The organism is Dellaglioa algida DSM 15638, assembly GCF_001434695.1.
In the GTDB taxonomy this organism is placed as follows: Bacteria; Bacillota; Bacilli; order Lactobacillales; family Lactobacillaceae; genus Dellaglioa; species Dellaglioa algida.
The window spans coordinates 1-1,785 of sequence record NZ_AZDI01000022.1 but is presented as its reverse complement, the minus strand read 5'-3'; the positions used below and the strand labels follow the sequence as shown (position 1 = coordinate 1,785).

Annotated in this window: 1 pseudogene; it reads right to left on the bottom strand. The window is 34.1% G+C overall.

Annotated features, from left to right (window positions below):
* Positions 1-1,644: pseudogene (locus FC66_RS07775) on the bottom strand (IS1182 family transposase); the annotation flags it as partial.
* Between the last annotated feature and the right edge of the window lie 141 nt (positions 1,645-1,785).

Genomic DNA, 1,785 nt, shown 5'->3' with positions numbered 1-1,785 from the left:
GAGGCTGTGACATAAGTGGTCTCTGAAAAAGAAAGCTGTCTGAAAAACCATATTTGGTTTTTCAGACAGCTTTCTTTTAGCTTTTTTAGATAAATTATTCCTTAATGTAACTAATTTTAAGATGTTTAAAGCCATAATTACAATTCCGGCTTCCTTTGTAACTTTTTCAAGACCTCGCACCGAAAATTGATTAAAATGCAAAGAAGCCTTCATTTTTCCAAAAATGGGTTCCACATCAATTTTACGTTGCGCGTAAATTTGACCCGTTTTTGGTTCTGAAAGTAACTTCCGTTCTTTAGCTTTATGATATTCCCAGACTTCATTGACTAAGATCTTACGAATATTTCCTTTAGGTGTTAATGCAGCGGCCTGCGGCTGCTGATTCTCATCATATTTTTCTGCGACATATTCTTTGAAGTCACGTTTGAATCCATACTTATCCGTCCGTTGTCGGTAGGTATTAAACTTAAATTGAATCCCATGTAAATCAATAAAGTAATCATCAATTTCACTGTAATTCCAATTCATAACCTTTCGGTCATCACTTTTCCATTTACGACTGTTTTCTCTAAGCATTGTACCGTATGGTATTAACACAGTATGCTCGTTAAGTTCATCTTCACAAAAACGATAATTACTTTCCGAACCATATCCAGCGTCGGCGACGATGGTTTTACCTAAAGTATGATGTCTTTTTAATTGGTGAAGAAATATTGGTAAAGTCCGTGTATCATTTGGGTTTTGAAAAATTTGATAACCGGTAATAAATTGATTACTAGTCGCAATTTGTAAATTATAGGCGGGTTTTAACTGTCCATTTAACATTGGATCTTCTTTAATACGCATAAAAGTAGCATCATGATCTGTTTTAGAATAACTATTTCGTTTACCATAAATGGTTTGTTGTCTTTGATGTTGAATCAACTTATTGCGTCGTTGATCTAAGATTCTTTTTTTAGCTTTCAGTTGACGTCGTTGTTGCTTAGCTGGATTGGGTGAAATTTTAGGTGTTTCCTTGACCTTTTGGTCGAGGTCCACTAAATGATTTTCAACTTTATTAATCATATCTTCTAATAATTCTGGATTTAAATCTGAGCCTTCAGGAACTTGACCAATGAGGTTAGCTTCATGTAATTCTCCCAATAATTCGACTAGCTTTTCTCGATTCATGGTATCAAAACGTAGCGTATTCTTTTTCCAAACAAAACCGTATTTATTGGCATCAGCTAGTATTTTAGTGCCATCAATAAATGAAACATTATCAATCATGTTATTCTTTCGAAGAAATAATGTTAAGTTTTCCAAGCCTTCGGCTGTTAGCGCAGTTAGTTCATCTGAAATACGAAAACGACAAATCGTTCGATACGAAGGGATTTGACCTGCAATTAACCAACCGGCAGGTTTGTTTTCACGTGCGAATCTCTCGATTTTACGACTACTAAAAATACCGTAACTATACGCCAAAAGAACGAGTTTCAGCAAAGCTTCAAGATTATATTCTCTTGGTCGTCCAAATTGATAATGATATTTTACGCTTAGGTTTTCAACCAACTGATTAATATAAATTGCTGGATGATTTCCTTCGGGAATATAATCTAAAGAGATACTCAATGTTGTTTGATTTATGTTATAATTACTTTGCATTTTAAATGTCCTTTCGAGGATAAGTTAGAGTATCGGGGCCTACCGATACTCTTTTTATTTATAATTGTACCAAAAAAATGGTGATTGAAAACTTAAAAGTTTTCAATCACCATTTAATTTAGAAACTTATGTCACAGCCTC